26 protein-coding genes are annotated in these 25,602 nt (G+C 70.6%); 9 read left to right on the top strand and 17 right to left on the bottom strand.

Annotated features, from left to right (window positions below):
• Genes NDR87_RS03480 through NDR87_RS03470 form a run of 3 tightly spaced genes read right to left on the bottom strand, consistent with a single transcriptional unit; the run spans nt 1 to nt 3,364 of the window.
• Complete coding sequence (locus tag NDR87_RS03480) at nt 1-945, bottom strand: alpha/beta hydrolase (protein ID WP_251908806.1); 945 nt, start codon at nt 943-945, stop codon at nt 1-3.
• On the bottom strand, nt 942-1,751 hold the full coding sequence (locus tag NDR87_RS03475; RefSeq protein ID WP_251908807.1) for an oxidoreductase: 810 nt from the start codon (nt 1,749-1,751) through the stop codon (nt 942-944). Before NDR87_RS03475 ends, NDR87_RS03480 begins: the two co-directional genes overlap by 4 nt.
• Nucleotides 1,748-3,364, bottom strand: a complete 1,617-nt coding sequence (locus NDR87_RS03470) for a nitrilase-related carbon-nitrogen hydrolase (protein WP_251908808.1) — start codon at nt 3,362-3,364, stop codon at nt 1,748-1,750. Before NDR87_RS03470 ends, NDR87_RS03475 begins: the two co-directional genes overlap by 4 nt.
• A gap of 242 nt (nt 3,365-3,606) precedes the next feature.
• Here NDR87_RS03470 and NDR87_RS03465 point away from each other — a divergent pair, with 242 nt between their 5' ends.
• The 5 genes from NDR87_RS03465 to NDR87_RS03445 all read left to right on the top strand — a co-directional run bounded on the left by NDR87_RS03465 (nt 3,607) and on the right by NDR87_RS03445 (nt 6,913).
• Nucleotides 3,607-4,728 (top strand): hypothetical protein, encoded by a 1,122-nt coding sequence (locus NDR87_RS03465; RefSeq protein ID WP_251908809.1) that lies wholly within the window; start codon nt 3,607-3,609, stop codon nt 4,726-4,728.
• Nucleotides 4,729-4,892: 164 nt separating this feature from the next.
• Nucleotides 4,893-5,429: a neocarzinostatin apoprotein domain-containing protein gene (locus NDR87_RS03460; RefSeq protein ID WP_251908810.1), complete on the top strand. Its 537-nt coding sequence runs from the start codon at nt 4,893-4,895 to the stop codon at nt 5,427-5,429.
• 145 nt (nt 5,430-5,574) lie between these two features.
• The gene (locus tag NDR87_RS03455) at nt 5,575-6,159 is read left to right on the top strand and encodes a neocarzinostatin apoprotein domain-containing protein (protein WP_251908811.1); all 585 of its coding nucleotides are present in this window, start codon (nt 5,575-5,577) and stop codon (nt 6,157-6,159) included.
• Nucleotides 6,156-6,440 (top strand): Dabb family protein, encoded by a 285-nt coding sequence (locus tag NDR87_RS03450; protein WP_251908812.1) that lies wholly within the window; start codon nt 6,156-6,158, stop codon nt 6,438-6,440. Before NDR87_RS03455 ends, NDR87_RS03450 begins: the two co-directional genes overlap by 4 nt.
• Before the next feature lie 17 nt (nt 6,441-6,457).
• Nucleotides 6,458-6,913 carry a hypothetical protein gene (locus NDR87_RS03445; RefSeq protein WP_251908813.1) on the top strand — a complete coding sequence of 152 codons (456 nt, stop codon included), beginning with the start codon at nt 6,458-6,460 and terminating at the stop codon, nt 6,911-6,913.
• Between the two features lie 8 nt (nt 6,914-6,921).
• Here the strand turns inward: NDR87_RS03445 and NDR87_RS03440 are convergent, their stop codons facing one another.
• From NDR87_RS03440 to NDR87_RS03420, 5 genes are read right to left on the bottom strand one after another with little or no spacing between them, the layout of a single operon-like run.
• Nucleotides 6,922-8,361, bottom strand: coding sequence for an aldehyde dehydrogenase family protein (locus NDR87_RS03440; protein ID WP_251908814.1), 1,440 nt, complete (start codon nt 8,359-8,361; stop codon nt 6,922-6,924).
• Nucleotides 8,358-9,500: an NAD(P)/FAD-dependent oxidoreductase gene (locus NDR87_RS03435; protein ID WP_251908815.1), complete on the bottom strand. Its 1,143-nt coding sequence runs from the start codon at nt 9,498-9,500 to the stop codon at nt 8,358-8,360. The genes NDR87_RS03440 and NDR87_RS03435 overlap by 4 nt, the downstream gene beginning before the upstream one ends.
• Complete coding sequence (locus tag NDR87_RS03430; protein WP_251908816.1) at nt 9,497-10,882, bottom strand: aldehyde dehydrogenase; 1,386 nt, start codon at nt 10,880-10,882, stop codon at nt 9,497-9,499. Before NDR87_RS03430 ends, NDR87_RS03435 begins: the two co-directional genes overlap by 4 nt.
• Nucleotides 10,879-12,150: an acyl-CoA dehydrogenase family protein gene (locus NDR87_RS03425; protein WP_251908817.1), complete on the bottom strand. Its 1,272-nt coding sequence runs from the start codon at nt 12,148-12,150 to the stop codon at nt 10,879-10,881. The genes NDR87_RS03430 and NDR87_RS03425 overlap by 4 nt, the downstream gene beginning before the upstream one ends.
• Nucleotides 12,147-12,629 carry a flavin reductase family protein gene (locus tag NDR87_RS03420; RefSeq protein WP_251908818.1) on the bottom strand — a complete coding sequence of 161 codons (483 nt, stop codon included), beginning with the start codon at nt 12,627-12,629 and terminating at the stop codon, nt 12,147-12,149. Before NDR87_RS03420 ends, NDR87_RS03425 begins: the two co-directional genes overlap by 4 nt.
• A gap of 115 nt (nt 12,630-12,744) precedes the next feature.
• Here NDR87_RS03420 and NDR87_RS03415 point away from each other — a divergent pair, with 115 nt between their 5' ends.
• Nucleotides 12,745-13,530: an IclR family transcriptional regulator gene (locus NDR87_RS03415; RefSeq protein WP_251908819.1), complete on the top strand. Its 786-nt coding sequence runs from the start codon at nt 12,745-12,747 to the stop codon at nt 13,528-13,530.
• A 4-nt stretch (nt 13,531-13,534) separates the two neighbouring features.
• On the opposite strand, the gene NDR87_RS03410 is transcribed toward NDR87_RS03415, so the two are convergent.
• The 3 genes from NDR87_RS03410 to NDR87_RS03400 are packed head-to-tail and all read right to left on the bottom strand — an operon-like array spanning nt 13,535 to nt 16,109.
• Entirely contained in the window at nt 13,535-14,242 is a 708-nt protein-coding gene (locus NDR87_RS03410; protein ID WP_251908820.1) for a hypothetical protein, read from the bottom strand.
• A 17-nt stretch (nt 14,243-14,259) separates the two neighbouring features.
• A complete protein-coding gene (locus tag NDR87_RS03405; protein WP_251908821.1) occupies nt 14,260-14,886 on the bottom strand; it encodes an isochorismatase family protein in 627 nt (208 codons plus the stop codon).
• Nucleotides 14,887-14,897: 11 nt separating this feature from the next.
• Nucleotides 14,898-16,109 carry a CaiB/BaiF CoA-transferase family protein gene (locus tag NDR87_RS03400; protein ID WP_251908822.1) on the bottom strand — a complete coding sequence of 404 codons (1,212 nt, stop codon included), beginning with the start codon at nt 16,107-16,109 and terminating at the stop codon, nt 14,898-14,900.
• 83 nt (nt 16,110-16,192) lie between these two features.
• Between NDR87_RS03400 and NDR87_RS03395 the strand changes: the two genes are divergently transcribed.
• Nucleotides 16,193-17,095 (top strand): hydroxymethylglutaryl-CoA lyase, encoded by a 903-nt coding sequence (locus tag NDR87_RS03395; protein WP_251908823.1) that lies wholly within the window; start codon nt 16,193-16,195, stop codon nt 17,093-17,095.
• 2 nt (nt 17,096-17,097) lie between these two features.
• Here the strand turns inward: NDR87_RS03395 and NDR87_RS03390 are convergent, their stop codons facing one another.
• Genes NDR87_RS03390 through NDR87_RS03380 form a run of 3 tightly spaced genes read right to left on the bottom strand, consistent with a single transcriptional unit; the run spans nt 17,098 to nt 20,506 of the window.
• Nucleotides 17,098-18,513, bottom strand: coding sequence for an MmgE/PrpD family protein (locus NDR87_RS03390; protein ID WP_251908824.1), 1,416 nt, complete (start codon nt 18,511-18,513; stop codon nt 17,098-17,100).
• Entirely contained in the window at nt 18,510-19,322 is an 813-nt protein-coding gene (locus tag NDR87_RS03385; RefSeq protein WP_251908825.1) for a cyclase family protein, read from the bottom strand. Before NDR87_RS03385 ends, NDR87_RS03390 begins: the two co-directional genes overlap by 4 nt.
• Entirely contained in the window at nt 19,319-20,506 is a 1,188-nt protein-coding gene (locus tag NDR87_RS03380) for a CoA transferase (protein WP_251908826.1), read from the bottom strand. Before NDR87_RS03380 ends, NDR87_RS03385 begins: the two co-directional genes overlap by 4 nt.
• A gap of 74 nt (nt 20,507-20,580) precedes the next feature.
• Here NDR87_RS03380 and NDR87_RS03375 point away from each other — a divergent pair, with 74 nt between their 5' ends.
• Nucleotides 20,581-22,092 carry a dihydroorotase family protein gene (locus NDR87_RS03375; protein ID WP_251908827.1) on the top strand — a complete coding sequence of 504 codons (1,512 nt, stop codon included), beginning with the start codon at nt 20,581-20,583 and terminating at the stop codon, nt 22,090-22,092.
• A gap of 2 nt (nt 22,093-22,094) precedes the next feature.
• Here the strand turns inward: NDR87_RS03375 and NDR87_RS03370 are convergent, their stop codons facing one another.
• Entirely contained in the window at nt 22,095-22,922 is an 828-nt protein-coding gene (locus NDR87_RS03370; protein ID WP_251908828.1) for a DUF1206 domain-containing protein, read from the bottom strand.
• Between the two features lie 132 nt (nt 22,923-23,054).
• On the opposite strand from NDR87_RS03370, the gene NDR87_RS03365 reads away from it, so the two are divergent.
• Nucleotides 23,055-23,624 (top strand): hemerythrin domain-containing protein, encoded by a 570-nt coding sequence (locus NDR87_RS03365; protein WP_308212037.1) that lies wholly within the window; start codon nt 23,055-23,057, stop codon nt 23,622-23,624.
• 40 nt (nt 23,625-23,664) lie between these two features.
• Here the strand turns inward: NDR87_RS03365 and NDR87_RS03360 are convergent, their stop codons facing one another.
• Together NDR87_RS03360 and NDR87_RS03355 are read right to left on the bottom strand one after the other, a co-directional pair.
• On the bottom strand, nt 23,665-24,324 hold the full coding sequence (locus NDR87_RS03360) for an MspA family porin (RefSeq protein ID WP_251908829.1): 660 nt from the start codon (nt 24,322-24,324) through the stop codon (nt 23,665-23,667).
• Nucleotides 24,325-24,454: 130 nt separating this feature from the next.
• Entirely contained in the window at nt 24,455-25,597 is a 1,143-nt protein-coding gene (locus NDR87_RS03355) for an alpha/beta hydrolase-fold protein (RefSeq protein WP_251909456.1), read from the bottom strand.
• Nucleotides 25,598-25,602 lie beyond the last annotated feature (5 nt).

The raw sequence follows: 25,602 nt of genomic DNA, 5'->3' as shown, positions 1-25,602 counted from the left end.
CTATCGCCGCTGCAGCAGCAGGCCGTCGTCGAAGGCGCTCAGTTCGGCGCGAGCCGGTGACGAGCCGAGCAGGTGGGTGCGCAGGAATGCCGCGGTCAGTCGGGCGAACGGCTCCAGCGCCGAGATGTGGCCCGGGCCGTCGAGAAACGCGCGCGCCGCGGTCGGGTCGGCGTCGGCGATGCCGAAATGATTGGCGCCGAGCACGACCGCGAGCAGATGATCACCGTCGGGTAGCGCCTCGTCGAAGGTGCGCCGCACCGGATCCGGGCGGTCGGCGCCGTCCTCGCCGTAGCGGTCGGCACTGCCCTGGATCACGCCGTCGTTGGTGCCGACGCCCAGCAGCACCGGGCAGTTCACCTGTGCGGGCACCACCGTGCCCGGCTCCCAGCCGAGCATCGTCGCCACCATGGTGTGCGCGCCCCACGCGAAAACCGCGGCGACCGACGGGAAGAACCGCGCCGACTGCAGGACGACGGTGCCCCCGGCCGAATGCCCGCCGAGGGCGACTCGGGTGAGGTCGAGCGCGCCCCGCAGGGGGCCGCTGGCGTTCAGCTCGGCCAGGGCCTCGAGGATCGCGCCGATGGTGGGACAGGTGGGCCGGGTGCCGTAGGTGGCGGGCTTGGCCGCCTCCAGATCCACCCCCGGCGTGAGACCGACCTGCCCGCCGAACAATTCGGCGACCCGATCGAAGGTGACGACGGCGAAACCGGCCGCGGCGACCGCGGTGGCGAAGCGGCGGTAGCTGTCCTGTGCGACATTGACACCGGACAGGAACAGCGCCACCGGGTACGGCGCACCGGCCGGGTCCGGGGCGAACACCCCGGTGAGCCGTTCGGTGTCGTCGCCGGACACCGTCGCCGGGTAGTAGATCTTCAGGTGCGCGGTGTCGAACGGCGCGTCACCGTCGGTGCGCACCGACCACCACAGGGAGCGAACAATGCTCATGACGCGGGCCTTTCCAGGACGCGATCCCCGCCCCAGAGCCCGCGCACGAGGCGGTCGGTGAGCTCGTCGCCGAACATGCGCCGCCCCATCACATTCGCGGGATCGCGTTCGGCGATATTGCGGCGGATGGCCAGATCGCGCGCGGCCAGGGCCGGGCGTTCGGCGGCGGGCACGGGTTCGGCGGCGTCGACCCAGCCCAGCCACTGATCGACCCGGGCGGTGAGGATTTCGGCGACGGTGTCGAGGTTCGGGCGCGTGGGCGGGAAGGAATAGCAGTAGGCGGTGGGCGAGAGGCTGGCACGGATGAAACCGGTCCGGCTGGTGAACCAGGTGAAGTCGGGATGATCGGCCTTGAACGACAGCCACGGCTCGTCGGCGTCGAGGTAGTAGCGGTCGTAGTAGTCGGCCTCGCCGATCAGATCCGCGCGCGCGATGGCGTCGACGTAGAACCAGCCCTGCGGCCACAGCAGCAGCGCGCAGCCCAGATGCGGGACGCGGATGTGCGGGCCCAGCCACGCGGTCAGGTGCATATTGACGAAACCGGTTCGGGGATCGCCGATCCAGGAGTGCACCAGCCAGTCGATCTCCGGGCCGGAATAGGCGGCCAGCCGCCCCGACGCACCCTGCTCCGGGTCGCCGTAGGACTCCAGATCCGCGGTGGAGGGGTCGCGGTGCAGTTCGAAACGCTCGTCGATGCGTGTTTTGAGGGCGGCCAGCAGCCGCTGCCACTCCTCGAAGGTCTCGGTGACGTCGGTGCGTGCGGTCGCGTCGACCATCTGCTCGACGTGTTGCACGGTTTCGCTCATCGAAGCTCCAGTTCTCTGATCAGATTCGCCAGCGCGGCGGGTGGCCGGTCGGCGAGGAGGTCGGTGCCCCTGGATACGGCGCGGTTGACGGCCTCGGCGGGGCGGATATCGGCCTGCACACAGGTCGTGCCGGGTGGGACGACGGTGGTGACGGGGTGGCTGATCACCCCGGTGAACGGGCCCCGCCATTGCGTCCACAGCGTGAAATCGGGGCTCAATGCGTGGATGGCTCCGGTCGATTCGCCGGTGGGACCGAGTCCGGCGGCGACCACGTTGAGGCGGTTCTCCGCCGAGCGCTCGGGCAGGCCGAGGGCCTGCTCCCACGGCTCGGCGGGGGTGTGGCATACGACCGCCACATCGGCGTCGGCGATGGCGGCCAGGCGGAAGGTCTCCGGAAACAGGGCGTCGTCGCCCACCACGATGGCCAGCCGACCCCAGGGAAGGGTGAAAACCGCCAGTTCGCTACCGACTTCGTGCAGCCAGGGGTGGCGTTCGGTGCGGTGCAGTTGATCCTGGCGTCCCACGATGCCGTCGGCGGCCAGCAGCAGTCCGGTGTGCCGGTCGCGGTCGCGCACGGTCAGGACCGCGTGGGCGTCGGAATCGCGCAGGGCCGCCACGACATCCGGAACCGGTACGGCCGCGAGTTCGGGTAGCGCGATCAATCGGGCTCCGGCGGCGACCGCGGTCCGCACCGCCTCCGCATCGGGAGCGACCACCGCCGCGGACACCGATTCGGCACCGGCCGGTGCGCGGCGGCGCGCGGGATGGGCCAGCGGCCGGTACAGCTCCGGGCGTCGGGCCCGAAACAGATCCGTGCCGTCGGGGCGGTGTTTGTCGTCGGCGAGGGTGAGGTCGACATCGGTGACCACGATGGCCTCGCCGGTAGCGGGCGCCTTGGCGAGCACCGTGCCGTCGGGGGCCACGATCTGACTCTCACCCGCCCCGTACAGCCGGTCCGCCGGAACTCCGAGGCGTTCGGCGACGGTGGGCAGCAGGTCCTCCGGCAGCAGCGGGCCCACCTTGTTGGCGGCCACCACCCACACCTTGTTCTCCGCCGCCCGCACCGGAATGTGCAGGCTCGCCTCATCGATGGCGAAGGAGTTGAGGCTGTTGAGCAGCAGCTGTGCGCCGCGCGCCGCCAGCGAGCGGGCGACCTCCGGGATCACCCCCTCCATACAGGCGTACATGCCGATGCGGCCCAACCGCGTCGTGACCACCGGGGAGTCGGCCGAGCCGGGGTCGAGATGGTCGTTCTCGGCCCCCATCAGGATCTGCTTGTCGGACTCGCCGAGCAGCGCACCGCCGGGGCCGAACAGCAGTCCGGTGCCGGTGGTGCGGCCGTCGGGGCGGGCCATGGTCACGCCGATCTTCACGAGCATGGCGTGCCGCGCGGCGCGCTCGGCGATGGCGGTCAGGAAGAAATCCCCGGCCGTGCAGGCCATTCGGTGCGCATGGGCGCGATCGGCGTACCACGATAGGTGATTACAGAACTCCGGCAGGACCACCAGTTCGGCGCCGACCGAGGCGGCGGCGTCGATCATCCGGAGGCACGCGGCGAGATTGTCCGCGACATCGGTACCGGCGGCGAGTTGTGCGGCCGCGACCCGGGTCATCGGCATCGCCTCCTCCCATCGACATCGTTTCGTACATCGAAACGATGTTTCCAATAACGGAGATTCTGTACCCGGGGGGGCGATATGTCCAGGGTTCGCCCGATATTGCGGGCCGGATGAATCCCGGTCGTTTCCAGGCGGTTACGGCCAGTGATCACCCTTGACGCTGGTGGTTGCTCCGGGTTCAATAAGGCAACTGCGAAACCGCGTTTCCTATAGGGAAACGCCTTGGAGGTAGGCCCGTGCGGAAATCATCGACATCGGTCGGGTGGGCGGTGGTCCTCGCGGGTGTGGTGGTCGGACCTGTCGCGGGTGCGGTGCTGGTGCTGCTGGCGAAACCGCTGGCGGGGGTGGCCGGGATTCCGGGTGCGGTGAGCTGGTACGTGAGCCTGTCGGCCTTCGTGCTCGGCTGTCTCGCCGCGGCCGGATGTCTGCGGATTCGGGGCGGGGTGTCGTCCGCCTTCGCCGGGGCATGCGCACTCGTCGCGGGCGGCGCGCTGATCCTCGCCGCGGCCGTGCCCGGGGTGGCCGCCTTCTCCCCGGGGATACTGATCGCCGGAATCGCGGCGGGGCCGCTGCTGGTGGTGGGCCGGGCGATGCCGCTCGGCCGCGATCGCGCGGCCGGGATCTGGTACGCGCTCATGGCCGCCGGGCTGGCGATCGGGTCGGCGCTGGCCGGTGCGTGCGCGCGGCGTCCGGGCCTGGCCCTGCTCGTCGTCGGCGGCACCGCGGCCGTCTTCGGAATCCTCCTGCTGTTCGGGCGTTTTCGTTCGGTGATACACACCGATCCACCGATGGCAGCGCTGTGGCCCGTGGTCCCCGGATATTTCGCCGCCGGACTCGCCGCCGGTCACGTCGTCCTTCCGGCACTGCATCTGCTGCTGTTCCGCTGGAATGTGCTCGACGCCGAGCAGTGGCCCTGGCTGGCCTCGGCGTGCGTGCCCGCGGGGGTGCTGGTGCTGGTGCGGCGCGACCCCGCCGCGGTGGCGCCGCTGCTGATCCTGGCGGCGGGGGGCGGAATCCTGGTGGCGACCGCGCCGGGTCCGGTGGCCCTGGCCATCGGTCTGGCGGTGACGGTGGCCGCGACGGCCCGCGCACTGGCGACCCTGGACGACGCCGTCGCGGTCGCCGCCGCAGCGCCGAGTGTGCGGCTCTCGGCCGCCGGTGCCTTGATCACCGCCTGCGGCGGCCTGGCCGGTCTCGGCTCGGTCGCCGGGGTCGGCCGGGTCTGGGGAACCGGCTCAGCCCTAACACTTTTCGCCGTCACCGTGGGCGGCCTCGCCGTGCTGACGGGCCGACGAATGGCGATGCCCGCGCCCGACGCGACCACCGGCCGGTTGGCGATCACCGAGAGGACACGATGAATTCCGTATCCGACCCCCACCGCGATTATTGCCAGCGGGCCACCGTGACCGATCAACCGCATCCAAGGCTTCCGTCACCGATGCAGGAGACCGGGGGGCGATCCGCCGTGCGCCTCTCGCGGTGTCAACTGTCCGCTCTCGCGATATCGGTCGTGGCGTGGGTCATGCTCGCACCCGCGGCTGCTGGTGGCGCTCCCGAGAATGCGGCCGCACTGCGGGTCAGTGCGAGCACCGGACTCACCGAGGGGCAGCGGATCACGGTAGACGGCAGCGGGTTCCGGCCCGGCCTGGCGGCGGTGGCCGTGGGACTGTGCCGCGAGGGCTTCACCAGCGGGCTGCGCGACTGCGATCTGGACGGCGGGGCGACCTTCGTCAATATCGGCGGCGACGGCACGTTCCCGACCGTCACGCTCACCGCACGCCCGCGCTTCAACGATATCGACTGCCTGCGGCAGCGCTGCGTCATCGCCGCCGCGCCGCTGCCCGGCACCGAGCCCGCGGCCGTGATCGCCGCCAATTCCGCGGCGGTGCCGGTAGATTTCGCCGGATCCACGCTGCCCGCGCCCACTGCCGCGCCCACCGTCACCGCGACCGCTCCGGCCACCGAGACCGGCGGGCCGTCGATCGTGCTGTGGTCGGTGACCGCTGCCCTGCTGACCGTCTTCGCCGGTGTGGCCCTTGTCGACCGGCGGCGTCTGTAGCCCCCGCGAACCGCCCAGGAGGAAACCATGATTCGAGCCACGGCCGGAGCCGACCACTCGGGGCCGTGATCGCGGCAGGTCGCTCGCATCGCTGCACACACTTCCCGGCACCGATCCCCGGCTGCCATCGACCTTCGGATGAACTATGAAAACCCTCGCTGTATCAACAGGACTCGTCTGCGCGACCGCGACCGCCCTCGTGGCGCTCGCCCCCTCGGCCGCGGCCGCACCCGAGTTGCGACCCAGCCAGACCGACAAGGTGACCGTCGGACAGGCGATCTCGATCAGTCTCGACGGCCTGCCGCCCAATATGCCGCAGGTGGCGGTCGGGCAGTGCAAACCACAGATCACGACCCCGGGCGACTGCAACCTCACCGGATCGCTACTCGGCAACGCCGACGCGCAGGGCGCGTGGCGCTCGTTGAACGGCGCCACCAGCGTGACGCTGACCGCCACGGTCGGCGGCGTCGACTGCACCGCGGCCCCCGGCGCCTGCACGCTCGCGGTGACCAGCCTGATGAACCCGGCCCAGATCCTGACCTCGGTGCCGCTGAACTTCACATCCGCCGCCGCCACGACAACCCCTGCCCCGGTGCAGGATTCGACCGCCGCCGCCGAGGACTCCGACTCCGGTAACACCGCGCTCGTCATCGGTATCGCGGCCGCGGCGGTGGTCGTGCTCGGCGCGATCGCGGGGCTGATCCTGGCGCGGCGCAGGCGCACTCGATGAGCCTGACCCACGTCGTGCTCATGAAATTCCGCGACCGCACGGACGCGAAGCAGGCCGCCGAACTCCTCGGCGGCCTGCCCGACCGCATCCCGGACATCCGCACCCTGCACGTGGCGCTGGACGAACTCGGCACCGAGGTCTCCTACGACCTGTGCCTGACCACCACCCACGACTCGCAGGCCGAACTCACCGGCTACCAACACCATCCGGCGCACCGGGAGCTCGCGGCGTGGCTGGTGCCCCGGCTGGCCGCCCGCGCGGTGGTGGACTACCACACCTGAGGCGCACAATCGTTGCGGTGGTGGCATGGGAGCGCATTCGGGGGCCGCGGTACTACCGGCCCGAGCAGGCAGCGGCGGCCGAGCGAGCGCTGGCCGCGGCGACAACGGAACTCCGGGCCGGTCGGGCGGTGGCGGAGCTACGGTACGCGGTGAGCAACGACCATGCGGGAACGCTGTATCCGGCCGCGGTCCCGGCCGTGGACATATTGCTGCGGGTGATCCTGCGGCGGACCGGCGAGCCGCGCGCGCTTGCGCTCGACGCGCTACTGGACTGGTGGGGCAGTTTCCGGCCCGAACCCGAATTCGACAGCCACGACGACCCTTCCGCCGGGTCGGTGGAGGTCACCGCGGCGATCATGGATCGGGTGCGTGCCGCCGCCCCCGAGTTGCGAAATGTCGCCACGGGTGACCACCGTCGGCCTGTCGGCCAGTTGCTGAGCCGACTGGCACAGGGGTGGACCGTCGAGCCGTGACGCGGCGGTCACTGCCCGGGGTAGGCCCGGACGGGCATGCCCGAACCGCCGGGGCGGAAGGCCGCGGGGGCGTGCACGACGGTGGTCTGAAGGTATTCGCGCAGGCCCTCCTCGGCATACTCGCGCCCGAAGCCGCTGCGCTTGATGCCGCCGAAGGGGGCGCGCAGCGACATTCCGGTGCGGTTGTGGGTATTGACGAAGGTGAAGCCCGCTTCCAGCCGTGCGGCGAAGGCGACGGCGCGATCCTCGTCCGCGGACCAGACCGAGGCGCCCAGACCCAGTTCGCTCGCATTGGCGCGGGCGAGGACCTCGGCCTCGTCGCGGTAGGTCAGCAGCGGCACGACCGGTCCGAATTGCTCGCGACACACCAGCTCCGCGTCGTCGGGCAGATGCGTCGCGAGCACCGGATCGACGAAATAGCCCTCCCCGCCGGGGCTGTTCGCCAATTCGACGATGCGACCGCCGCGGCGGCGGGCGTCGTCGACGAGTGCGGTCATGCGTTCGGCGGCGGCGCGGGTCACCACCGGGCCCATCGTGACCGCCTCGTCGGACGGATCGCCGACAAGCAGGACCCGCCGTGCCGCGGCGAGATACGCCTCGGTGAATTCCGCGGCCCGCCCCTGGGGCACGTACAGGCGTTTGGCCGCCATGCAGACCTGGCCGGCGGTGGCGAAGGAGGCGAGCACCAGCCGCTCGTAATCGGCGGGCGCGAGCGCGAAGTCGTCGAGGAATACGGCGGGATCGTTGCCGCCGAGTTCGAGCGTCACCGGCTTGATCGCCCGTCCGGCCGTTGCCGCGATACTGCCACCCGCCTGCTCGCCGCCGGTGAAGGCGACCTTGCGCACCAGCGGGTGTGCCACCAGCGCGCGGACCAGGTCGGGTCCGCCGTGCACGACCGCGACCCCGGGCAGCGACTGCGCCGCCCGCGTGACCGCGAGCGGGGCGAGCGGAGAAGGCTTGAGCACCACCGTATTTCCGGCCGCCAGGGCGGGACCGAGCTTGATCATCGACAGGATGATCGGGGCGTTCCACGGGGTGACGGCCGCGACCACCCCGTACGGCTTCGGCGCCAGCACCAGCCGCCCCTGCTCGTCGGCGAGCTCGCGCGCCGCGCACACGGCGGGCGCGTGCTCGCAGACCCAACGCAGATATGTCGCGGCGAAGGCTATTTCACCGCGGCAGTCGGCGATCGGCTTGCCCGACTCCCGGGCCAGCAGCGCGGCCAGCTCCGCCCGTCCGGCGTCCAGCCTCACCGCCGCCTCCGACAGCCGCCGCAACCGCAGCGCCAGCGGCACCTCCGACCAGTCCCGAAACCAGCGATGCGCCGCGTGCACCACGTCGTCGATCCGCTCCGGCGCGGTCACCGGGACCCGCCCCACGATCTCCCGGGGACGCGCCGGATTCTCCCGCTCGATCCAGTCGTGCTCGCCCGCGGCGGTTTCGGTCACCGCGCACTCCCCAGGGAATCGATCAGGCACGCCCGTCGCAGGTAGGCCCGCGCCGACGCCGGATCGGCGGCCAGTGCGCGGACCTGGCGGCGGAACTCATCGGCGTCGCCGCGCAGGCGGTGGTAGTTGGCGTGGCTGGTGGCCTGGACATGCTCCACCGCGACCCGGCGGCGGTGCGCCGCGGCGGCATCCAGCATGGCTTCCGGTCCGCCCTCGAGGACCGCGGCCAGCGCCTGGGCCAGGGCCACCGCGTCGTGAATGCCGCTGTTCATGCCCAGTCCGCCGAGCGGATTGTTGACATGCGCCGCATCGCCCATCAGCACCACCCGCCCGGCCCGGAACCGTTCGGTGACGCGCTGGTGCACCCGATACAGCGAGGCGTGCAGCAACCGCCAGGGCCGCCCCAGCTCGGCGACGCCGGCCAAACGCCGTGGCAGACGGCGCAATTCGTGCTCGTCGGGGGTGCCGTCCGGGGTGGGCAGCAGCACCCGCCAGTGTTCGGGCGTGCGCAGCAGCACCAGCCATTCGATCGGATCGAAGACATAGTTGATCGGCGCGATATCGGGCAGGGCCGCGGCGAGGTCCTCCGCCACCGAGGCCACCAGAAATCGTTCCGGATAGGTGCTGCCGTCGAATCCGGCTCCGATGCTCGCGCGGACGGCCGAATGCGCACCGTCCGCGCCGATCAACCAGTCCCCGCGCACCGTGCCGCGCGCGGTCGACACGGTCACGCCGGAATCGTCGGCGCGTACGCCCTCGACCCGATGCCCGAAACGCACCTCGGCGTGCGCAGGCAGGGCGTCCACCAGGATCGGGGTGAGCTTGCTCTGCTCGCACTGCACACGGAACGGAAAGCGCGTGTCCTCGGCGAGCACGCCGAGATCCAGCGTCGCGATCGGCCCGCCGCCCCGCTCCCGGTACTGGAAGGTCGACGCGACAATTCCCCTGTCCAGCAAGGCATTCAGCACCCCGAGCCGCGCCAGCATCTCGAGCGTCGGCGGATGGAACGTCGAGGCGCGCGATTCGCCGGCCAGCGCATCGCCCTGCTCCAGCACCGTCACCGCCACCCCGCGCCGGGCCAGCACGAGCGCGGCGGTCAGCCCGACCGGCCCCGCGCCCGCCACCACCACGCGCGTCATGACGTGTGCAGGGCGAAGCGCCCCTCCACGCCGACAACCCGTGCGCCGGTGAAGAATCGCAGCGTTTCCGCCGTTCCCTCCTCGCCCAGTCCGGACAGCCCCCACGCCGGGCGCGGCGTCATCAGGTGCAGGCTCATGATCGAGGACCCGTTCACCTTCACCTCGCCCGCCCGAATCCCCCGGGCCACGGTCAGGGCGAATTCCTCGTCGGCGCCGCACACATAGCCCTCCAGTCCGTAGGGCACCGCATTGGCCAGCGCCACGGCCTGCTCCACCGTCTCGTAGGCGACCACCCCGGCCACCGGGCCGAACACCTCGTCGGCGAGATCCGATCCGAGCAGGGTCGGCGGGAAGTAGTTACCGGAATCCCTTGGAATGCCGAAGCTTCGGTGCCCCGGATCGAGCGCGGCCCGTACCGTTCGCACCTGCCGGGAGTGGATCAGCGGCCCGAATTCGGTCTCCGGGTCCAGTGGCGGACCCACCCGCAGGGTCTCGAGCCGCTTGCCGATGGCCTCCAGCAGTTCGGCGCGCCGATCGGCGGGCACGATCAAACGCCCCAGCGCCCGGCACCATTGGCCGTTGAGGGTGGTGAGCAGTTCCGCGGCCATGCGGGCGGCGGTGTCGAGATCGGCGTCGGGCAGTACGACCAGCGGGTTGTTGCCGCCCAATTCGAGCTGGCACGGCCGGAACAGCGGCGCGGAGGCGGCGGCCACCGAGCGTCCGCCGCCGAGGCCGCCGGTGAACGAGACCGCCTTGATCCGCGGATCCGACACCAGCTGGGCGCCGGTTGCCGCGCCGCCCTGCACCAACTGGAACATGCCCGCGGGCACCTGGTCGGCGATCGCCTCGGCCAGTACGCCCGCGCTGTAGGGCGCGAGTTCGCTCACTTTGAGGATGACCGGACAGTTCGCGGCCAGTGCGTTGGCGACCTTGTGCGCCGCCATCGGGGCGGGGGCGTTCCACGGCACCAGGCACAGCGCCGGACCCAGCGGCAGCCGATGCACCTGCACGCCGTCGCGATCCGCGCGGCGCGCGCCGGTGCGAATCTGCCCGGCCGCCAAGCGGAACGAGCCGGTGACGATGGCCGTCAGCGGCCGGGTCTGGGTGATCGGCACGCCCGTGGCGGCGGCGTCCAGTTCGGCGATCCGCTCCAGCCGGGGCTCGAGGGCGTCGGCGATGGCGTCGAGCATCTCGGGGGTGATCTCACCGCTCGCGCGTTCGGCCGTCGACAGGGCCCGCTCGATCCGGTCCGGCGTCGTGGCCACGGCCGGGCGCAGCGCGGCGCCGGTGGCGGGATCCTCCAGGGAGACGGCGAGATGCGCCGACGGGGTGCCCCAGGCGCCGTCGATCAGGTCGGCGATCGGTGGAAATTCGACGCTCATCGGGCGGCCTCCGGCGCGGTGGTGAACAATTCGTTGGCCTTGGCGTCGGTGACGATGCGGGCCACCTCGAGCATGCCGCGTTCGGCGGGGAACGTCATGACCAATCCCATTGCCAGATCGCGCAGGGCTCGTCCGGCGATGCCGTGCATGGCCGCGGCGGAGGTGCCGCCCGCCTTGAACGCGCCGAGCGCGACCTGGAAGCAGGCCTCGGTGACCGCGCCCTTGCCGAGCCGCCACTGCGCGAACACCTCCTGTTTGGATTTGATCGGCGGCTCGCAGGTCTCGATCGCCAGCTGATAGCGCAGCCACAGGTAGGCGGTGTGCAGGTGGCGGGTCATCTCACCGATGAGCAGCTGGTGCACGGGTGCCGACGCGATCGGCTTTCCGGTGTCGGCGAACGTCTTCGCGGTCGTGGCGGCCAGCGTCTCGTCGTAGACGCGCTGGGCGCAGCCGGTGTAGACGGCGGCGATGGCCAGTTGATTGCCGACGAACGATCCCCGGCTCATGCGCAGCATTTTGGTGAACGCGCCCGGGACGGTTAGTGCCTCGTCGTCGGGGATGAACACCTCCTCCAGCCGGATGCCGTTGTTGGCGGTGGCGCGCATGCCCAGCCCGTCCCAGGGCGCGCGCACGCTCACGCCCGCGGCGTCGCGGGGGACGAAGAAGGTCGCCAAACCCTCGGCGGTGTCGTAGTTTTCGAGCTTCGCGGAGGTGAGGTAGTAGTCGGCGACGCCGGTGGCGCAGCCGAAGGACTTCTCGCCGTGCAGAATCCAGCCGCCGTCCACCTTGCGGGCGGTGGTGGCGATGGTGATGTTGGCCTGTTCGGTCTTCACCGATTCGGAGGCGAAATTGGCCAGCCAGGTTCCGCTCGCCATGCGGGTGAGCACCTTCTCGGCGAAGGCGCGCACGATCGGAATCTCCTCCTCGGCGAACAGCCCGGCATCGATGGCCTCCAGCGGCAGCAGTCCGCGTGAGGCGCTGGTGTTGTGGAAGAAGTACGCCAAAGCCGTTGACGGGCAGGCGGTTCCCATGGCGTAGGTGGCGGCGGCGAGATCGCGCAGCGTGCCGCCGAGTCCGCCGAACTTCTCCGGCACCACCAGACCCAGCAGTCCGGCCGCGCGCAGCAGTGCCACATGGGAGGCGGGGAAGGTGGCGGTGCGGTCGGCCTCCTCGGCGGCCGCGCGCAGGGCGGGCAGCACCGACTCCACCCGTCGCGCCCGCTCGCGTTCGGCGTCGGTCATGTCCTCGACGAGCTGTTCACCGATCATCGGGCTATCCCCTCGTAGAAAGTGCGGTCGTGATAGATGAGCGGAGCGGCCGGACGCGGCGTGGCGGCGTCGCGCACCAGACCCAGCACGATGGTGTGGTCACCGGCCGGATGACAGGCCGCGACCACGCAGTCCAGCCAGGCCACCGCATCGGTCAGCACCGGGCAGCCGGTAGCCGCCGTATCCCACCGGCCGAGTGCGAAACGATCGGTCTCGCCCGGACTTCCGGCGAAGCGGCGGCCCAGTTCCTCGTGATCGTGGCCGAGCACGTTGACCGCGAACACCCCGCTGCGCCGGACGGTCCGGCAGGTCGTTCCCGCGGAGGCCAGGCAGACCGAGACGAGCGGTGGGTCCAGCGCCACACTGGTGAAGGAGCTCGCCGTCATCCCGTGGCGGCCGCCGTCCGGGCGCACGGTGGTCACCACGACGACACCGGTCGCCCACTGGGCCAGCACCGTGCGGAGTTGGTGGGAATCCACAGCGCCCTCCGTTTCGTTAGTGGAAACGCTGTTACGCACACGGTAACGGGCCGGCTTCGGGTCGCGCAAGCGGATGGTGTTTCCCATGGGGAAATCCGCCGCCTACACTTGCCGCGTGCCCGAAACCGATTCCGACAACCAGAGCCGGTCGATCGCCGCGGTCGAGCGCGCGATGGACGTGTTGCTGCTGTTCGGCCGCAGCGGCCGCCCCGACCTCGGCGTGACCGAGATCGCCACCGAACTCGGCATCACCAAGGCGGCCGTGCACCGTATCCTGACCGCGCTGCGCAGCCGAGATCTCATCGTGCTCGAGCCGACCACCCGTCGCTACGCGCTGGGGCACGCCGCCATCGCGCTGGGCCGGGCGTATCTGGCGCGCACGGATCTGCGGGTGATGGCCGCCCCGGAGCTGCGCCGGTTGTCGGCGGTGACCGGTGAGACCGCGACGCTGTCGATCCGCCGCGGCGACACCCGGATGTACGCCGATCAGGTTGTGCCGGACCAGGAATTGCGCATGGAGGTGGCGCTCGGTCAGCCGTATCCGCTGTACGCGGGCAGTTCGTCGAAGGCGATCCTGGCGTTCCTGCGCAAGGAGGAGATCGACGAATATCTGGCGCGCCACGAGCTGACTCCGCTCACCGATGCCACCATCACCAAGGTCCGCAGGCTGCGCGCGGATCTCAAGGAGGTCAAGGAGCGCGGCTACGCGATCTCGCTGGGGGAGCGCCAGATCGGGGCCGCGTCCATTGCCGCGCCGGTCTTCGATCACGACGGCGGCGTGATGGCCTCGATCAGCGTGTGCGGTCCGCTGTCGCGCTTCGAGCCGCGCATGATGGACTGTGTTCCCATGCTGCTCAAGGCCTCCGGCGCCCTGTCGGCCCAATTGGGTTACAGCGGCTGACGACTCACAGCAGCGCTCCGGGTTTGAACACTCCCAGCGCCGCCGCGCCGAGCACGCTGCCCCAGATCACCCAGACATACGGCAGGCAGCCGTTCACGCTGCGGCGCAGGACGGTCTCGATCCGCTCGTCGGATCCGGTGGTCAGCAGCGCTGCCAACGCGGATCCGAAGGGGCGCAGGGTCATTCGGATGCCGAGTCCGGCGGCGATCGCGGCGGTATAGAGCAGGATCTTGGCGCCGAGCCAGCGCGGGTTGGTCGTCACGCCGAACGGCTCGGTGGCGATCAGGGCGTACAGACCCGCACCGCCCATGCCGAGGATCACCGCGAAGCGGATGGCGAGATCGGCGCGCACCACGATCGGGAAGCGCCCGTGGGTGCGATGGGCGGCGACGGTCAGCGCCAGCCATACCGCCGCGAACAGCCACACCAAAACGACCGACCACCAAGGGAACAGGGCGATTCCGAACAGGCTCGCCCCGTGCGGTTCGAGGGCCATCAGCGTGAGGCCGCTGGGCAGGAACAGCACCAGACAGATCTTCGGGCCGAGGTCCAATCCGCTCATGACGGCCAGCGCGGTGGAGCGGGCCGCGGGGGTCAGGGCCGGGTCGATGACGAAGCGACTGGAGTAGAACACGCCCAGATCACCGCCCAGCCAGAACACGAACAGCACCAGATGCAGCAGAATCCACCACCCGTGCGGATGCGGGCCCATACGAAATTCCTTGTCTGTCAGCCGGGTCGGCGCAGCACGGCCAGCGCCGCTCGCAGGTCGAGTACGTCGGCGTATTTCGCGCCTAGATCGAGCAGATTGGCCTCGTGCAGCCGCGGGTCGCGATCACCGCAGGCATCGGCCACCACCAGCGGCCGGAAGCCGTGCTGCAGCGCGTCGGTGGCGGTGGCCCGGACGCAGCCGCTGGTGGTGAGGCCGACGATGCAGACGGTGTCGATGCGCGCGGCGGTGAGCGTGGCCGCGAGCGAGGTGCCGTGGAAGGCGCTGGCGTACTGCTTGGTGATCACCACCTCCGCCGGACGCGGCGCGGGATCGTCGAGGAAGGCCCCCAGCGGATTGCCCTCCTCGAATACCGCGAGGGCCGGGACCTTGCGGCGAAACAGGCCGCCGTCGGCGGTGCCGGGCCGGTAGGCCACGCGGGTGAACAGCACCGGGCGGCCGTGGTCGCGGGCATGGGCCACCAGGGTGGCGGCGGCGCGCACGGCGTCCTCGACCGGGGCGCGCAACGGCGAGCCGTCGGTGAGATAGGCGGCGCAGATGTCGACCACCAGCACCGCGGGCGAGTCGCCGGGGCCGAGGGTGGCGGCGAAGCCGTGGCGGCGATAGTCGTCGGCCAGGTCCGTCATGCGAAACCCCCTCAGATGACGCCCTTTTCGGCGAGTTCGGCCAGCCGCGCGGTGTCCAGGCCGAGCAGCTCCCGCAACACCTGGTCGGTGTGCTCGCCCAGTTCGGGGCCGATATGCCGCACCGCGCCGGGGGTTTCGCTCAGTTTGGGGAAGACGTTCTGCATGGGGATCTCGCCGAATTCCGGATGGGCCAGCCGCACGATGGCGTCGCGGGCGGCGAAATGCGGATCGGCGAACATGTCGCGGGCGGTGTAGATCCGGCCCGCGGGCACCCCGGCGCCGTGCAGCAGTCGCAGCAGTGGTTCGGCGGCGAGGGTGCGCGTCCAGGCGGCGATGAGGTCGTCCAGCTCGGCCATGTTCTCGCCGCGGGCGGCGTGGGTGGCGAAGCGCTCGGTCGTGGCCAGTTCGGGTCGTCCCATGACGGTGGCGAGCCGGCCGAAGACGCTGTCCTGATTGGCGGCGATGAGGATCATCTCCTCGTCGGCGGTCGGATAGACATTGCTGGGGGAGACGTTGGGCAGCACCGCGCCCGTGCGCTCGCGCTGATAGCCCGCCACGGCCCACTCCGGCAGCAGCGATTCCATCATCGCCAGCACCGCCTCGTAGATGGCCGAATCCACGATCTGCCCGCGGCCGGTGCCGCGGCGGTGATGGACCGCGGCCAGGGCGCCGATGGTGGCGAAGACTGCCGCCAGCGAATCGCCCAGGGAGATACCGGTTCTCGCGGGCGGGTGGTCGGGATCGCCGGTGATGTAGCGGATTCCGCCCATGGCCTCGCCGATCGAGCCGTATCCGGCGCGCGGGGCATAGGGGCCGTGCTGGCCGTATCCGGTGACGCGCACCAGGATCAGGCCCGGATTGTCCGCGCGCAGGGTGTCGAAGTCCAGGCCCCAGCGTTCCAGCGTGCCGGGCCGGAAGTTCTCCACCACGATATCGGACTGGGCGATGAGCTCGCGGGCCAGCTGCTGACCGCGCTCGGTGCGCAGATTGCAGGTCACCGATTTCTTGTTGCGCGCCACCACCGGCCACCACAGCGACCGCCCGTACGGCTTCTCCCGGCCCCACTCCCGCATCGGATCGCCCTGACCCGGCGATTCCAATTTGATGACCTCCGCGCCGAGGTCGCCCAGCAGCTGCCCGCAGAACGGACCGGCCAGCAGCTGTCCCATTTCGATCACGCGCAGATCGGCCAGCGGCCCGGGCGGTGTGCTCTGCTCTGCCATGCGGTTACTCCCTGTCCCGGCGTTGAATGGATACAATGTATCCCACAGCGAAACGCTAAACAAGATCGCGCCGAGGAGGATTCGTGCATCTGGTCGAGGTCGCCCCACGGGACGGATTGCAGAACGAGCCGGAGCTCGTGTCCACCGATACGAAGATCGAGCTGATCCGCCGCAGTGTGGCGGCGGGGTCGCGGCGGATCGAGGCGGTGAGCTTCGTCAGTCCGAAGGCGGTGCCGCAGCTGGCCGATGCCGAGGCGGTAATGGCGGGTGTGCCGCGCGCGGCGGAGATCTCCTACGCCGGGCTGGTTTTCAACGAGCGCGGACTGGACCGGGCGCTGGCGGCCGGGGTGGACGAGATCAATGTCGTGGTGGTGGCGACCGATACGTTCAGTCGCCGCAATCAGGGCTGTACGACCGAGGTGGGCATCGAGCGGTGGGAACGGCTGGCCGAGCGGGCCCGGACGGCGGGGCTGTGGCGCACGGTCACCATCGCCGCGGCCTTCGGCTGCCCGTTCGAGGGGGAGGTCTCGCAGCGGTGGGTGGCCGAGCTCGTCCGGCGGGTGGCGGCGGCCGAACCGGAGGAGATCGCCCTGGCCGACACCATCGGGGTGGGTACGCCGGATCGGGTGCGGCGGCTGGTCACGGCCATTGCCGTGATCGCACCGAACGTATTGGTGCGCTGCCACTTCCACAACACCCGCAATACCGGTTACGCCAATGCGTGGGCCGCGCTGGACGCCGGTGCGCACGTCCTGGACGCCAGTACGGGCGGCATCGGGGGCTGCCCGTTCGCTCCGGCCGCCACCGGCAATATCGCCACCGAGGATCTGCTGTACGCGCTGGATCGGATGGGCGTGGGCACGGGGGTGGACCTCGAACAGGTCATGGCGACCGGGCGCTGGCTGGGGGAGGTCCTCGGCAATCCGGTCCCGGCCCTGCTGGGGCGCGCGGGCGCCTTCCCGTCCTCCGGCGCGGCCCCGGCCTGATCTCAGGTGGCGGCCGCGCGCAGCGGTTCGAGCAGGGTGGTGAGATCGTCGACGCGCTCGAGGCCGTAGACGATCTCGCTGAGCCGTGCCGCCCGGGATTCGGGCAGGCGGGCGGCGGTGTTGAGGTGGAATTTCCGCGCGAGTTCGCCGGGGGAGAGGGGATTGTCGGGGCCGCCGCGGTTGACGTCGACGCGTTCGGTCAGGATCTCGCCGCCGCGCAGGCGGACGGTGAGCACGGCGGGGAACTGGTGCGGGAAGATCGCGTCGCAGGCCGGATCGGGGATGCAGCGCACCCGCGCCGCCAGTGCGAGGCGGTGTGGATCGCGGGCGGCCGCGTCGGTGAAGTCCTCGTGGAACACACCGAGTCCGCCGCCGCCCAACAGGGCCGCGGCGACGGTGTAGGGACCGGAAAAGGCGGCGTGATAGCCGGATTCGGGTTCGGCCTTGGCGGCCGCGGGTTCGCCGATCGTGCGCAGGACGGCGGTGGGTGCGCCCAGTTCCAGCTCGACGATGTCGGCGGGGTCGATACCGCGCTCGCGCAGGCGCAGGGCCGCATCGATGCCCGCGTGGGTGAAGTGGTTGCAGGGGTAGGGCTTGAAGAACACCTGCGGCAGTTCCCAGTCCGAGCCCAGGCCGGAGGTGATCGCGGTGAGATCGTAGCGATCGTCGCAGAAGGCCTGCAGCAGGCCGAATCTGCCCTCGATCACCGTCGGCGGCCCGGTCAGCCCGGCCCGGGCCAGCTCGGCGGCGGTGACCGCGGCGTGCGCGGCCCAGCCACAGTGGATCCGTTTGACCGTGCCACCGGTGCGGTTGGCCTCCAGCAGCCCCGAACCCATGCTGGCGGCGATACCGATGGCGTGGGCGATTCCGGCGGCATCCAGATCCATCAGCATCGCGGCGGCCGCGGCGCCGCCCAGGGCGCCGCAGATCGCGGTGGCGTGCAGGCCGCGCTCGAAAAAGACCGAGTTGCCGAGGGATTCGTCGTATCCGGCCAGGCCCAGCCGCACGGTGATCTCGATACCGACCCCGATCGCGTCCAACAGCGCCGCCCCGCTCGCGCCGCGCGCCTCCGCGACGGCCAGGGCCGTGGGCACCACCGAGGCCGACGGGTGCAGCACCGACGGCAGATGGGTGTCGTCGAAATCCAGTGCGTGGGCGAGCGTTCCGCCGAGCAGCGCGGCATCGGCGGCGGGTACGCGACGGGGCAGTCCCAGCGCCGTCGACTGTTCGGCGCCGCCGCGGTCGGCCAGCAGGGTGCGCACGGCCGCGGCGGGGGCCAGATCGACCGCGGCCATACTGTTTCCGAGCACGTCGAGCACTCGCCGCGCCGCATCGGACCGCAGTTCGGTGCCGATGCCGCGGTCGCGGGACCGTTCGGCGAAGGCCGCCAGCCGCGCGACGATCGTGGGCGCGCTCATCGGCGCACCGCCGCGAGCGGCCGTACCGGCGAGCCCGTGCCGCCCACGATGCGCAGCGGTGCGAGCAGGAAGACGAATTCGGTTGTCCCGCTGCGGGAAAGCTCCTCCAGGGCCAGGTGTTCGAGGATGTACACGCCCGCCTCGACCAGCAACACCCGGTGCACGGGTAGTACGCGATGCCCGGCCCCGGGCGCGATGCGTTCGTAGGCGGTGGTATCCGCGCCCGTGGCGATGACGCCCTGGGCGACGAGCCATCTCGCCGCGTCGACGCCGACGCCGGGTACCCCGCAACCATTGCCGAGATAGGCCTCGGCATCGTCGAACCGCCGTGCCCAGCCGGTGCGGATCAACGCCACATCGCCCGGCTCCGGCGTGACCCCGGCCAGTTCGGCCGCGAGCCGTAGATCCTCGACGGTGATCTCGTACCCGCCCGGCAGCACCTCGGTGTCGTGCACGCGCGCCACATCCAGCAGCACACCCCGGCACAGCATTCCGGGCAGGTGTTCGGCTCCGTGCGCGGAGAAGGACCCGCCCGCCTGCGCCCGGTGGGCGTCCACCCCGCCGTGCAGGCGGCCGTCGTGGCTGACATGGCTCAGGGCATCGATGTGGGTGCCGACATGTCCGCCGGTCACGATGATCTCGTTGGCCGCCGACCCGCCGTCGGGTCGGATCGTGTCGCCGTGCCTGCGCGCCAACGTCATCCGGAAGCCCGGATGGTTGGGTGAGCAGGGCATGCCCGTGAAGAACGGCTGCCCCAGCTCGATCAGCCGCACGCCGGCCCGCACGGCCGTCACCAGAGGATCGCTCACCGCACCACTCCCGCCGCCCGCAGCCGATTCAGCTCGGCCGCACCGACTCCATACTGCCCCAACACCTCCGCGGTGTGGGCGCCGAGCGCGGGACCGGTCCAGCGGATGCCGCCCGGGGTGCCCGACATTCGAAACAGCACGTTCTGCATGCGCACCTGTCCCAGTTCGTCGTCGGGCAGGGCCGTGATGGTGCCCAGCGCCCGGTATTGCGGATCGTCGAAGATGTCGGCGGCGGTGTAGATCGGCGCGACCGCGGCCTCGGCCTTGTCGAATTCGCGCACCACCTCGTCGGTGGTGCGCGCGGCGATCCACCGGCTCACCGCCGCGTCGAGCTCGTCGGCGTGCGCGGCCCGCCCGGTGCCGGTCGCGAACCACGGCTCGTCGACCAGTTCGGGTCGACCGACCAGCCGCAGGACGCGCGCGGCGATCGATTCGGTGCTGGTCGATACCGCCACCCAGCCCCCGTCGCCGGTGCGATACACATTGCGCGGGGCGTTGTTCGAGGAGCGATTGCCGAGTCGCTGTGGCAGTTCACCGAGTTGGTCGTAGGCGATGAGCTGCGGTCCGAGCAGGGCCAGAATCGGCTCGATGATCGCCAGATCCACCTGCTGGCCCACCCCATCGCGCTCGCGCGCCCGCAGGGCGGTCAGCACGGCGAACGCGGTGGTCAGCGCCGCGATGCCGTCGGCGAGGCCGAATGGCGGCAGGGTCGGCGGTCCGTCCGGTTCGCCGGTCATGGCCGCGAATCCGCTCATCGCCTCGGCCAGCGTGCCGAAACCCGGGCGGTGCGCGTGCGGGCCGATCTGGCCGAAGCCGGTCACCCGGGCCAGCACCAGGCGCGGATTGATCTCCCGCAGCGCCGGATAACCCAGACCCCAGCGCTCCAGGGTGCCGGGGCGGAAGTTCTCGATCACCACGTCGGCATCGGCGACCAGACGGCGGAAGATGCGCTGACCGTCGGCCGAACCGAGATACAGCGTCACCGATTTCTTGTTGCGCCCCAGCATCTTCCACCACAGGCCGGCGCCCTCTCGCTGCGGCCCGTGCCCGCGAGCGGGATCGCCGCGCGGGTGCTCGATCTTGATCACCTCGGCGCCGAAATCGCCGAGCAGGGTGGCCGCCAGCGGTCCGGCGAACAGGGTGGCGACGTCCAGGACCCGGATCCCGGCCAGAGCAGCGGTCACGATATGACTCCCCTCCGCCGAATGTTTCCTATGGAGAAACATTGCGGCGTTGACTACCAGCGCATCGTACTGCGATGATCGCAGAAATCGTAATTCCGTTTCGCAGAGAGAAACTGGAGCACGCCGTGGCGGCCACCGACCTGCTGATCAGAAACGCCCGGGTGGTCCGCCCGGGTGGCGCCAGTGACAGTCCCGATGTGACCGATATCGCCGTCGCCGACGGGGTGGTGACCGAGGTGGGGCGCGGGTTGGCGCACGCCCCGGGGGCCCGCGTCGTGGAAGCCGATGGGCTGCTGGCGTTTCCGGGGGTGGTGGACGCGCATCAGCACTGGGGGATCTATCGGGAGCTGGGCGAGGACGCCGAATCCGAGAGCCGCGCCTGTGCCCAGGGCGGGGTCACCACCGCGCTGAGTTATCTGCGCACCGGGCGTTACTATCTCGACCGTGGCGGCTCCTACCGGGACTTCCTGCCCGAGGTGTTCGAGCGGATGCGCGGGCGCGCGCATGTCGATCACGGCCTGCATCTGGCGCCGATGACCGCCGAGCACATCGACGAGATTCCCCGTCTGGTCGAGGAATTCGGCATCACCTCGTTCAAGATCTTCATGTTCTACGGCGGGCACGGGCTGCACGGGCGCTCGGCCGATCAGTCCGAGTTCCTGATGATCCCGCCCGGGGAACGCTATGACCTGGCCCATTTCGAGTTCGTCATGCGTGGCGTGCAGCGGGCGCGCGAGCGCTTCGGGCCGGGAATCTCGCTGTCGCTGCACTGTGAGACCGCCGAGATCATGGCGGCCTATACGGCACTGGTGGAGCGAGATCCGGAGCTGACCGGCCTGCGAGCCTACAGCGCCTCGCGCCCACCGCATTCGGAGGGCCTGGCCATCACCATCGCGTCCTATCTGGCCCACGAGACCGGCCTGCCCGCGATCAACCTGCTGCACCTGTCCTCGGCCAAGGCCGTCGCCGCCGCGTTGACCATGGCGAAGGCGTTCGGCCACATCGACTTTCGCCGCGAGGTCACCATCGGTCACCTGCTCGCCGACGTCGACACCGCGCACGGCCTGGGCGGCAAGGTGAATCCACCGCTGCGCGAGCGCGCGGATGTGGAGGCGTTGTGGCGGCACCTGCTGGCGGGCGAGATCGACTGGGTGGTCAGCGATCACGCCTGCTGTCGCGACGAGCAGAAGTTCGGCCCGGACCGCGCCGATATCTTCGCCGCCAAATCCGGATTCGGCGGTGCGGAATATCTGCTGCCCGGCCTCGTCGGCGAGGGCCGCCGCCGCGGTCTGCCGCTGCCGCGCATCGCGGAACTCACCTCCGCCAACCCCGCCCGCCGCTACGGCCTGGCCACCAAGGGTGATATCGCCCCCGGCTACGACGCCGACATCGCCCTGATCGATCCCGACGCCCGCTGGACCGTGCACGCCGCCGACTCCGAATCGGCCCAGGAGTACACCCCTTTCGAGGGTTTCGAGATGTCCGCCCGCGTCACCGACGTCTTCCTGCGCGGCCACCACATCCTGCGCGGGGGCAAGATCGACGACGCCCCGCACGGTCGCTATCTGCGCCGTCGGGCGGGGTAGGTCTACATCTTGGCGAAGCGGGCCATGACGAAGCAGTGGATGCCGTAGACGATGATGCCCAGCCCGGCCACGATCAGCAGTACGACGCCATACGGCTGTGCGCCAAGGGTTTTGAGCGCGGCGTCCAGGCCGCCGGCCTTGTCCGGCTCGGAGCGGGTGACCGCGAGTATCACCAGGATGCCGACCGCGCCGACGGCCAGCCCCTTGGCCAGGTAGCCACCGACCCCGATGCGGCGCACCCAGGTGCCGGTCGGCCCGCGCAGATCGTCGAGGAACTTACCGGTGGCGCCCTTGTAGACGTGGTAACCGCCGACCGCGACGATGACCAGCCCGGCGACGACCAGGGCGATCGTCCCGGCCGTGTGCTGCATCAGCCGCGCGGTGAGTCCCGCGCTCTCACCACCGCTGGATCTGCCGCTGCCACGGGCGAATCCGAACGCCGACAGCGCGAACGCCGCGTAGATCGCCGCCAGCGCGAGTGCCTTGACGCGCCGGAACGCCTCGCGCTTCGGATCATCCCTGTCGGGTTTGGAGGCGCTGCCGAACACGGCCTCCGCAAGCCGCCACAACGCCATCGCCACGAACGCGACCACCCCGGCCCACAGCGCGATCCGCCCGCCGGGCCGGGCCGCCAGCTCCGCCATGGCCCCCGCCTGGTCGGCCGTCCCACCCGCGCCCCCGAGCGCGATCCGGATCGCGATGTACCCGATGATCAAATGCACGATTCCGGTCATCACGAAACCGGCCCGGGCAAACCGCTCGAGCACGCTGTTCTGCGCCACCCGGCTCGCGGCCCCGGACGTCGATCCCCCACCCGACAACACACTCATTCGAACCCCGTTCTCGCTCACATCGAACACGCGGCGAATACCCCGTTGCCGCAGCCGCAATCGCGAGCGCCTTACCCTTGGTGTGCGGAAGCGGGTCCCGTGCCGACCGGAAATGCGCGTCAGGGAGGAATTGTGGACATCACCGAGCTGATCCTCGACGACCATCGTGAGCAGCGGCGGCTGTTCGCGATGCTGGAGCAGATCGATCGGGGGGAGGTCGAGGTGCTGTCGGCGATTTGGGAGCGGCTGGCGGCCTTTCTCGAGTTGCACGCGCAGGCGGAGGAGGAGCTTTTCTATCCGGCGCTGTTGGAGGTGGGGATCGCGGCGCGGCGTACCGCGGGGGTGGAGGACGAGACGCTCGATGCCATTCACGATCACAACGAGATCAGGGATGCGGTGGCCGAGGTGGCGAGGCACCGGGTCGGCAGCGATGAGTGGTATGCCGCCGTCGCGGCGGCGAATCTGGCCAACAGCGATCATATGGCCGAGGAGGAGCGGGAGGGGCTCACCGACTTTCGGCGGCTGGCGGGGCTGGCACGGCGACATCAGCTGGCCGTGGCCTTCGCCGCCTATGAGGCGCGAAACTACGCCGGCGTCCGGGCGGTCGACAAGGATCCCGAGGGATATGTCCGCGCGGTGGAGGAGAAGTTGCAGGGCGATCCGAGTGGGTCGCTGAGCGTGGGGAGTCTGAAGCGGAATTGAGGCGGGTGGGGTGCGGGCGGCCGCACCCCACCCGGGCGGTTCACAGCGGGATCGGGTCGCCGTACACCGTGGTCGAGTGGTCCTCGCTCGGGGTGGAGAGGGAGGCGGTGGCGAAGGAGCGCAGGGTGACCGGGCCGGCGCAGGCGTCGACCTTGATCTCGACCTGGTCGGCGGTGATCGAGGCGCGGGGGCCGGTGAAGGACTTCTTGCCGAATTCGACGATCTTGATCGAGCCGGGCTTCACGTCGACCGAGACGGACGGGGACACCGAGGCGTTGAGGCCGAGGTTGACGCTCGGCTCCGGGAAGACGTCGACCGAGACGGACGGGCCCGCGGAGACGCCGACGCCCACCGTCATACCGTCGGCGAGGTCGACCTGGCAGCCGACGTAGTAGCCGAAGGTGACCGAGGCCGAATCGACGGGTTCCTCGCTCTCCCCGCCGATTTCGGCGATCGCCCGCAGCGACACGAAGCCCTCGCGGGTGAACGGCGTCGCGGCCAGATTGGGGTGCCGGTCGAGGGTCTCGGCGGCCTTGGTGACCGTCAGCGTCTTGCCGCCCTCGGTCTGCACCGAGCGCGTCTTATCGGCCACCACGTCGGCGGCCGCACCCCCCGCACCGTGTATCAGCAGTCCGAGAGTCGCCGTCGCGGCGATTCCGGTCGTGGTGATTCGCCGTCCGTACGGCATGGGAGATGGCATCGAGTGGATCCTCTTCTGTCGAGCGGTGAAACGTATTGGTTAGGTAAACCTTCCCTAACCCGCGAGTAATGTAGCAGGAGATTCGGTCGAATGGGGAATTACGATCCGGACGCTCGGCAATCGCGAATGGTCAGGCTGAAACCTCTGCTGCCCAAGGGTATTCGCGCGTCGGATCGGCCGCGGCCGCGGGTGTCAGCAACCAGCCGATATCGCGGAGCAGGGCGTGGCGCCAGCCGATCCGGTCGTGTCCGGCGGGCGACCGGTCGCAGCGGACGCGCGCGCCCGCCGCGGCTGCGCGCCGGGCGATTTCATCGCAGTGCCGGTGCATGGTCGGCGATTCGTGCCGCCCCACGTCGAAGGCCGCGGTCAATCCGCTCAGATCGGCCCGGGACACCCGCGCGGCGATCCGCCCGCCGGACGGGCCGTCGAATTCGGGCCACCAGAACGAACCGGACTGGCAGGCGATGCGCCGGACGACATCCGGATATCGCAGCGCGGCGTCGAGGGCGCACAGGCCGCCGAGGCTCTGTCCGGCCACCACGAGCCGGTCCCAATCGACCGCGCCACCGTCGTTTTCGATCGATCGGGTCAGCTCCGGGACGAGTTCGTCGACGATCGCCTCCCACAGGCGCGGATTCTCGGCGAGATCGACCTCGCGCACCCCGTGCACCGGAAGGAAGACGAGGGTGACCGCGGGCAACCGGCCCGCCGCGACCGCGGCGTCCACCGCGGCGGCGGCCGGATGCAGAAACAGCCAGTCGTCACCGTCGAGCAGCAGGACGACCGGTTGTGGTTGTCCCGCGGCCGATTCCGGTGCGGCGCCGCGATGGATCCGGATCGTGCGCCTGCCGCCCAGTATCCGGCTGCGCCACACCATTCGCTGCCGTGGCAGCGGCGCGACCTCGTCCGGGCCGAGCACCGGCCAGAAGGGTTGCGGCCCCAGATCGGGTGTGGCGGTGAGCGAGCGGTGCGGTCCGGCCGCGCTCGGATTGAGCGGATCGGCGTACTCGTGCCCCTCGGCCTCGAAATGGTAGGTCACCCGCATCCGCTCGGGCAGCTCCACAACGGTGAACCAGCAACCGGTGGCCTCGTGTTCGGTCAATCGAACCGGATCGGCGCGGCCCTCGAGCCGCAGCAGCGCGGGACCCTCGCCCCGCACGAACAGCATCCGCCACCCACCGGGCGAGCGCACCGCCCGGGGCCCGCCGGACAGCTCCGTCCAGAACGCGTCGGTCCCCGGCCGCGCGCCGATCCCGAACTCCTCGAAAACCATGGTCG

The organism is Nocardia sp. CDC159, from assembly GCF_023740735.1.
GTDB lineage: Bacteria > Actinomycetota > Actinomycetes > Mycobacteriales > Mycobacteriaceae > Nocardia > Nocardia pulmonis.
The sequence above is the reverse complement of the archived record's forward strand: the minus strand, read 5'-3'. Positions and strand labels throughout refer to the sequence as shown.

Coding starts and splice junctions, on each gene's coding strand:
- NDR87_RS03480 (WP_251908806.1), bottom strand. CDS start 945: ATGAGCATTGTTCGCTCCCTGTGGTGGTCGGTGCGCACCGACGGTGAC.
- NDR87_RS03475 (WP_251908807.1), bottom strand. CDS start 1,751: ATGAGCGAAACCGTGCAACACGTCGAGCAGATGGTCGACGCGACCGCA.
- NDR87_RS03470 (WP_251908808.1), bottom strand. CDS start 3,364: ATGACCCGGGTCGCGGCCGCACAACTCGCCGCCGGTACCGATGTCGCG.
- NDR87_RS03460 (WP_251908810.1), top strand. CDS start 4,893: ATGCTCGCACCCGCGGCTGCTGGTGGCGCTCCCGAGAATGCGGCCGCA.
- NDR87_RS03455 (WP_251908811.1), top strand. CDS start 5,575: ATGAAAACCCTCGCTGTATCAACAGGACTCGTCTGCGCGACCGCGACC.
- NDR87_RS03450 (WP_251908812.1), top strand. CDS start 6,156: ATGAGCCTGACCCACGTCGTGCTCATGAAATTCCGCGACCGCACGGAC.
- NDR87_RS03435 (WP_251908815.1), bottom strand. CDS start 9,500: ATGACGCGCGTGGTGGTGGCGGGCGCGGGGCCGGTCGGGCTGACCGCC.
- NDR87_RS03430 (WP_251908816.1), bottom strand. CDS start 10,882: ATGAGCGTCGAATTTCCACCGATCGCCGACCTGATCGACGGCGCCTGG.
- NDR87_RS03425 (WP_251908817.1), bottom strand. CDS start 12,150: ATGATCGGTGAACAGCTCGTCGAGGACATGACCGACGCCGAACGCGAG.
- NDR87_RS03410 (WP_251908820.1), bottom strand. CDS start 14,242: ATGGGCCCGCATCCGCACGGGTGGTGGATTCTGCTGCATCTGGTGCTG.
- NDR87_RS03405 (WP_251908821.1), bottom strand. CDS start 14,886: ATGACGGACCTGGCCGACGACTATCGCCGCCACGGCTTCGCCGCCACC.
- NDR87_RS03400 (WP_251908822.1), bottom strand. CDS start 16,109: ATGGCAGAGCAGAGCACACCGCCCGGGCCGCTGGCCGATCTGCGCGTG.
- NDR87_RS03390 (WP_251908824.1), bottom strand. CDS start 18,513: ATGAGCGCGCCCACGATCGTCGCGCGGCTGGCGGCCTTCGCCGAACGG.
- NDR87_RS03375 (WP_251908827.1), top strand. CDS start 20,581: ATGATCGCAGAAATCGTAATTCCGTTTCGCAGAGAGAAACTGGAGCAC.
- NDR87_RS03370 (WP_251908828.1), bottom strand. CDS start 22,922: ATGAGTGTGTTGTCGGGTGGGGGATCGACGTCCGGGGCCGCGAGCCGG.
- NDR87_RS03360 (WP_251908829.1), bottom strand. CDS start 24,324: ATGCCATCTCCCATGCCGTACGGACGGCGAATCACCACGACCGGAATC.
- NDR87_RS03355 (WP_251909456.1), bottom strand. CDS start 25,597: ATGGTTTTCGAGGAGTTCGGGATCGGCGCGCGGCCGGGGACCGACGCG.